The organism is Roseateles sp. P5_E11 (assembly GCF_054049355.1).
Map to the genome: position 1 here is coordinate 21584 of NZ_JBFUMO010000017.1, position 6326 is coordinate 27909.

8 protein-coding genes are annotated in these 6326 nt (G+C 68.8%); 2 read left to right on the forward strand and 6 right to left on the reverse strand.

The genetic code is table 11. The features are described 5' to 3' along the window. The first annotated feature begins 62 nt into the window (after positions 1–62). Positions 63–602 (forward strand): c-type cytochrome, encoded by a 540-nt coding sequence (locus ACXJKR_RS02825; protein WP_457320561.1) that lies wholly within the window; start codon positions 63–65, stop codon positions 600–602. 55 nt (positions 603–657) lie between these two features. Here the strand turns inward: ACXJKR_RS02825 and ACXJKR_RS02830 are convergent, their stop codons facing one another. Genes ACXJKR_RS02830 through ACXJKR_RS02840 form a run of 3 tightly spaced genes read right to left on the reverse strand, consistent with a single transcriptional unit; the run spans position 658 to position 2689 of the window. Next, the gene (locus ACXJKR_RS02830) at positions 658–1173 is read right to left on the reverse strand and encodes a DUF2946 family protein (protein ID WP_457320563.1); all 516 of its coding nucleotides are present in this window, start codon (positions 1171–1173) and stop codon (positions 658–660) included. Positions 1174–1185: 12 nt separating this feature from the next. Next, complete coding sequence (locus ACXJKR_RS02835; RefSeq protein WP_457320565.1) at positions 1186–2235, reverse strand: YheT family hydrolase; 1050 nt, start codon at positions 2233–2235, stop codon at positions 1186–1188. A gap of 10 nt (positions 2236–2245) precedes the next feature. Continuing rightward, on the reverse strand, positions 2246–2689 hold the full coding sequence (locus tag ACXJKR_RS02840; RefSeq protein WP_457320567.1) for a YybH family protein: 444 nt from the start codon (positions 2687–2689) through the stop codon (positions 2246–2248). A gap of 67 nt (positions 2690–2756) precedes the next feature. On the opposite strand from ACXJKR_RS02840, the gene ACXJKR_RS02845 reads away from it, so the two are divergent. Further along, complete coding sequence (locus ACXJKR_RS02845; RefSeq protein ID WP_457320569.1) at positions 2757–4712, forward strand: hypothetical protein; 1956 nt, start codon at positions 2757–2759, stop codon at positions 4710–4712. Here the strand turns inward: ACXJKR_RS02845 and ACXJKR_RS02850 are convergent. Genes ACXJKR_RS02850 through ACXJKR_RS02860 form a run of 3 tightly spaced genes read right to left on the reverse strand, consistent with a single transcriptional unit; the run spans position 4709 to position 6283 of the window. Then, positions 4709–4924 carry a zinc-finger domain-containing protein gene (locus ACXJKR_RS02850; protein ID WP_056191969.1) on the reverse strand — a complete coding sequence of 72 codons (216 nt, stop codon included), beginning with the start codon at positions 4922–4924 and terminating at the stop codon, positions 4709–4711. The two genes, ACXJKR_RS02845 and ACXJKR_RS02850, sit on opposite strands and share 4 nt — an antisense overlap. Before the next feature lie 11 nt (positions 4925–4935). After that, positions 4936–5868, reverse strand: a complete 933-nt coding sequence (locus tag ACXJKR_RS02855; protein WP_457320571.1) for a branched-chain amino acid transaminase — start codon at positions 5866–5868, stop codon at positions 4936–4938. Positions 5869–5905: 37 nt separating this feature from the next. Beyond that, on the reverse strand, positions 5906–6283 hold the full coding sequence (locus tag ACXJKR_RS02860) for a hypothetical protein (RefSeq protein ID WP_457320573.1): 378 nt from the start codon (positions 6281–6283) through the stop codon (positions 5906–5908). Between the last annotated feature and the right edge of the window lie 43 nt (positions 6284–6326).

Below are 6326 nucleotides of genomic sequence, written 5' to 3' on the forward strand. Positions count from 1 at the left end.
TGTCGCGCACCCAGCCCGGCATGAAGCGAGACCCGACCGACGAAGATCGACAAGAGGAATTCATGAGCKCCAGCCACGATCACGACCACGACGACGCCCACACCGGGCCGATCAAGACCCCCAAGCAGCTCGCCTGGGCCGTGCTGTTCGCCTTCGTGGTGCCGGTCATCGTCATCATCCTGCTGGCCAATTACGTCACCACCGACACCAAGCCGGCGGCCGGCACGGCTGCCTTCGAGGCCCAGGCCATTGCAGCGCGCATTGCGCCGGTCGCGCACGTCGAGGTCAAGGACGTCAACGACGCCGCCACCATGAAGACGGGCGAGCAGGTCTTCCAGGCCCAGTGCTCGGCCTGCCACGCCACCGGCGCCGCCGGCGCACCCAAGCTGGGCGACGCGTCGGCCTGGGGCCCGCGCATCAAGAGTGGCTTCGACACGCTGGTGCATTCGGCGCTCAAGGGCAAGGGCAATATGGGCCCGCAGGGCGGCGGCGACTTCAGCGACTTCGAAGTCTCCCGTGCCGTCGTCTACATGGCCAACCAGGGTGGCGCCAAGTTCGACGAGCCCAAGATGGCCGCGCCGGCTGCTTCGGCCGCGCAGTAAAGCTTCGGCTTGAATCCCGCCAAGGGCTGCTTCGGCAGCCCTCGTCGTTTCTGGCTCAGGCGCCAGGGCGGCGCACGAAGCCGAAGCGCTCCGGCAGCTCACCCGACAGGAACTCCTGTGGCGTCCAGCGGCCCTGCTCGACGGCGTCGGCCGCCGGACCCATGTCGGCCGTGTGCACCAGGCCCAGACCGAGGTCAGTGAGCAAGTAGAGGCGCCCGGCTTCGTCCAGCCAGCTGGACTCCACGGCGGCTTCGATGCCGGTGTGGCTCAGCACGCGGCCATCAGGCTGCAGGCGCCAAACCCAGGGCGTGGACTCCAGCTCCACATAGACCCGCTGCGGCCCGTTCTGGAAGAACCAGCAGCCAGCCGCGTCGGCCGCGTAGTTGCGCTCGATGAAGGCACGCAGCTTGTCGTGGTTGATGCGGCTGCCTTTGACCTCGGGGAAGGGGCCGGCGTGCTGGATGCGTTCGTCGCGCATATACCAATCACCGCGGGCGTCCAGCGCCAGCCAGCCGTAGCAGTGCGGGACGTTGGGCCACTTCTTGAGGGCCGCTTCGACGATGGGGTCCATGCAAGACCTCCTTCAGCGTTGCTTCCAGAGCCAGTCGCAGACCTGCTCCGGCATGGTCAGCAGATGCCCCGGCAGGCGGCCGGCGGGGAAGCCGACATGGCCGCCGTGGCCGGGCTGCCAGAGTGTCACATGGGCACCCACCTCGGCGGCGTGTGGCAGGCTGCCCCCGGGCACGAAAGGGTCGTTGCGGGCGTTCAGCACCAGGGCCGGGATGCGGATGCGGTGCAGGTGCGGTTTGGCGGCCGCGCGGGTCCAGTAGTCCTCGGTGTTCCTGAAGCCGTGCAGCGGCGCGGTGAACAGGTTGTCGAACTCGTAGATGGTCGACGCACGCTTGAGCCGCTCGCCATCGAACAGGCCCGGATGCTGCTGCAGCTTGCGCAGGGCCTTGGGAATCATGGTGCGCAGGAAGCGGCGCGCATAGACCTGCCTGTTGAAGCCGCGGTCGATGGCCGCGCCAGCGGCGGCGAGGTCGATGGGCGAGCAGATCGAGCAGACCGCCTGGGCGATCTGGGCCGCACTGTGGCCGGCTTCCTCCGCCCAGCGCATCAGTGCATTGCCGCCCAGGGACACGCCCGCGACGAGGAGCTTGCTGCCATGGCGCTCGCGCAGGCGCTGCAATATCCAGCCGACCTCCTCGAAGTCGCCCGAGTGGTAGGCGCGCGGGCCGCGGTTCAGTTCACCCGAGCAGCCGCGGAAGTGGGGCAGGGCCATGGCCCAACCGCGTGCGCGGGCGACGCTGGCGAAGGCGACGCTGGAGTGGCTGGTGCGGTCGCCCTCCAGGCCGTGGAACAACACCAGCAGCGGCGTCTCCGGCGGGCGCCCAAGTCGGTCGCCGGGCCGCTCCCAAGACCGACTTGGCCCCCCCGGGGGGCCGGACGCGTACTCGCGTGCGGGGGGCTCACCACCAGCCAGGAAGTCGACATCGATGAAGTCGCCGTCCGGTGTGTCCCAGCGCTCGCGCGTCCAGTTCGGCGGCGGGCCGTCGTGTTGGCGGCTGAAGAGGGCGGGCCAGATGGTCTGGGCGTGGCCGCCGGGCAGCCAGCGGGGGGCGCGGTACTGCATGCGCCGACTCCTAGTGAAGCGTGCCGGCGTCGGCGACGAGCTCCTGGACATCGCCCGCATTGCCGGGGCTGGCGTGGTGCAGCACCAGGCGCCAGCCGAGCGCCGTCTTCAGATAGACATTGGTCGCGATGACCCAAGCCTGCTGGGCCTCGCCATGCAACTGCACGCGCTCCAGCACATGGTGGATGGCGCAATCGCCGCTGTGCAGTCGGCGCACGCGCTCGGGGTGGACGCTGACCGCGCCGCGCTGGAACACCGCTTCGAAGGCCGCGCGGATGGCGACCAGGCCGACGATGCGCGGGCCGCCCGGGTGGACGCAGGCCACTTCCTCGTCATCGGCCCACAGGGCCATCAGGTGATCCAGGTCGGCGTGCTGCAGCGCCTCATAGAACTGGGCCTCGGTGTCGTCGGGCGAGGCAAGCAGGGCGGCGGTCTGGGCGGCGGAGCGGGGCATGGCGCGATTGTAGGAAGTCGGACGGCGCTACATTGACCCCGCCCCAACCGCTGCCTGATCCCAACCGATGTTTTCGCTGAAAGCCGTTGCGTCCCTGTTCCTTTGTCTGTTGCTGGTGGCCTGCGGTGGCGGTGGCGGTGATGCCGCGCCAGCGCCCGGGCCGGTCACCGTGCCACCCCTCGGGGCCCAATGCCTGAGCGGCTCCGTCGCGCGCCTGGCTCTGCCCGCCGCAGCCGGTGCGGGGCACAACCAGGAGCTGGCGGTGCTTGCCTGCCCCGGCTCGCGGCTGGACACGGTGCAGTGGCGCCAGACCGATGGCGCCGCGCAGGCCCTCGGTTCGGCGCGTTCGCAGGCCCTCAGCGTCGCACCGGCTGCGGCGGGCCGTTTCACGTTCAGTGTGGACTTCACCGACGCCAAGGGGGCGAGCTACAGCGGCCAAGCCGAGCTCAACGCCACGGCACCCGACGCGACGCCGATGGTGATCCGCGGCGAACCGTCGGTGTGGGCGGGCGGCCAGACGTCGTTGCGCGCCTGGGTCGAGGGGCTGGCCGTGGCCGACTACCCGCTGGCGCGCGTGCGCTGGAGCCGCGTCGACGGCCCGGACGTGAACCTGGGCGATGCAAGCCAATGGCGCGTCATCTTTACCGCGCCTGCGGTGGCCGAAGACAGCCTGCTGCGCCTGCGCGCCGAGGCCACGCTGGCCGATGGGCGCAGCCTCAGCCAGGATTTCAGCCTGCTCGTGCAGGCCTCACCGCCCGCTGTGGCGTCGCCGCTTTTCGGCGCTGGCAACCTGTCCTCGCGCGCCTACCCCTATGTGGCCGGCGGCGCACACGCGGCCGAATTGCGCGACTGCATCTACACGCCCGCCCTGACCAATGCCACGCTCTGCACGCTGGGCCGCCTGCCGCTGCTCGGCACCGAGACGCGCGGCGAGCTGCCCACCGTGGAGCAGGTGATGGCCCGCGTGCTGGTGTCCAACGACTGGATGGGCCAGCGCTTCGAGGCCTTTTTGCGCGAGCAGGACGTGAATGGCGACTTCCGCCGCTTGCTCAACGCCACCACGGCCATCGTCATTGGCGGCCGGGTGCGGCCGGCCTTCTACTGGAGCGCCACCGGCGCCATCTATCTCGATGCCGACTACCTCTGGCAGACGCCTGCCGAGCGCGACAGCGTCAGCGAAGCGCCCGACCCGCGCAGTGACTATGGGCTAGACCTCGCCTACGCGATGCTGTGGCGCTATGTGCAGGGCAATCAGTCGGCCGGTGGGCGCCCGTCCGTGCTGGCGCGCGGCTCACGCGACAGCGCCGCGCTGATCCCGGCACTCGGCCGCCTGCTGTACCACGAGCTGACGCACGCCAACGACTTCCTGCCGCCCCGCGTGCACCTGCTGCTCAACAGCGGCTTGCGCGTCTACGAGGCCATTCCCGCCAACACTGCGTCCGAACAGCTGCGCACGCAACTGCCGTTCTATTCACAGGAGATGGTCGACCTGGGCCGCGTGCAGTTCTTCGGCGTGGCGTCCACGGCGGTGCAGCGCGCCTACCAGCCGGCCGACATCGTGCGTTTCTTCAGCAGCGACCGCGTCACCGACGACTACAGCTATTCCTGGCCCAGCGGCCAGAGCGCGCCGCGCGAGGATGCGGCGATGCTGGCCGAGGAGGCGCTGATGCAGCTGCGCCACGGCGTGCTGCGCGATGTCGCGGTGACGCCGCAATTCCTGAGCGGGGCGAGCGCAGACCAGGTCGTGACCTGGGGCCAGCGCGGCCGCGTGGGTGATGCCGCCATCAAGTCGCGCGTGGCGCTGGTGCTGTCCCAGACCATGCCCTGGCTGCCCGCCGGTTTCACCGACGGCCTGGCCGCGCCAGTGCCGCTGCGGGCCGGCCTGACCTGGGGTCAGAACCTCGACCAGGGTGCGCTGGCTGTTGGGATGGTGAAGCCGCTGTCGGCGACGGAACGCGCTCTGGAAGCTGATCTGGACACCCAGCGGCGCGGCAGCCGCAGAGCCGCCGCGTTGGCGCGTTAGTGTCCGCTGGAGAGGACCTCGCCGGCCTTTAGCTTGTAGGCCGTGCCGCAGTAAGGGCACTGGCCCTGGCCACCATGGGTCAGGTCGATGAAGACCTTGGGATGCGCGCTCCACAGCGGCATCTTGGGGTTGGGGCAGAAGACCGTGCCGTTGTCGTTGCAGTCCTTGGCGGTCACTTCGACAGTGGCGGCGGGCGTGGTGGTGGTGCTCATGTTGTTTGCTCTCAGACCGCGGTCAGCCACTCGGCGTACTTGGGATTGCGGCCGTTGACGATGTCGAAGAAGGCCGACTGGATCTTTTCGGTGATGGGGCCGCGCGACCCCGAACCAATCTCGACACGGTCCAGCTCACGGATGGGCGTCACTTCAGCGGCGGTGCCAGTGAAGAAGGCCTCGTCGCAGATATAGACCTCGTCGCGGGTGATGCGCTTCTCGACCAGCTTGAGGCCCAGGTCCTGGCAGATCGCGAAGATGGTGTTGCGGGTGATGCCATTGAGCGCGCCGGCCGACAGGTCGGGCGTGTAGACAACGCCGCCCTTGATGACGAACAGGTTCTCGCCGGCGCCTTCGGACACGAAGCCGGAGGCGTCCAGCAGCAGCGCCTCGTCGTAGCCGTCGTCGGTGGCTTCCATGTTGGCCAGGATGGAGTTGGTGTAGTTGGACACCGTCTTGGCCTGCGTCATCGTGATGTTGACGTGGTGGCGTGTGTAGGAGCTGGTCTTGACGCGAATGCCGCGCTTCATGCCTTCCTCGCCGAGGTAGGCGCCCCAGCTCCAGGCGGCCACCATCAGGTGCACCTGGTTGCCCTTGGGGCTGACGCCCAGCTTCTCGGAGCCGATCCAGATCAGCGGGCGGATGTAGGCGCTCTTCAGGCCGTTGGCCTTGACCACCTCGCGCTGGGCCTCGTTGACCTGCTCCATCGAGAAGGGAATCTTCATGCGCAGGATCTTGCCGCTGTTGAACAGGCGCTGGGTGTGCTCCTGCAGGYGGAAGATGGCGGTGCCGTTGACCGTGTCATAGGCGCGCACGCCCTCGAAGGCGCCGCAGCCGTAATGCAGGGTGTGGGTCAGCACGTGGATCTTGGCGTCGCGCCAGTCGACGAGCTCGCCGTCCATCCAGATCTTGCCGTCGCGGTCATGCAGGGGGGCGGGAACCATCGTTACTCCAGTGCGTGCGGGGTGAAAGCGGGCGATTTTACGAAGCTTGGGCTGCGCGGATCAGCCGCCACTCGACGAGCTTGCCTTTCACCAGCTTGACTTCGACGGCGTCGCCGCCGGCGTCGCGCCAGACAAAGGTCTCCGGCGCCTGCTTTTGCCCCAAGCTGCCGGCCAGGCCGATCAGGTCCACCAGCTTCATGCCGGCGTGCAGTTTGCTGTTCAACATGACGGCGTTGTTGACGGAGCCCAGCGGGGCCGCGCCGGCCACCTTCATGACCCGCATCAGCCGCGAGATCTGCAGCAGCAGCCAGAAGACGATGCCCGTCGTCGCGAAGATGACGCCCTGCCAGCCGAGCAGCGCACCGCCACCAATGAGGGCCACCAGCGCCAGGCCAACACCGATCCACGGATTCATGCTTGCGGGTCCTTCAGCCCATCGTCGCGTTGCCAGCCATAGG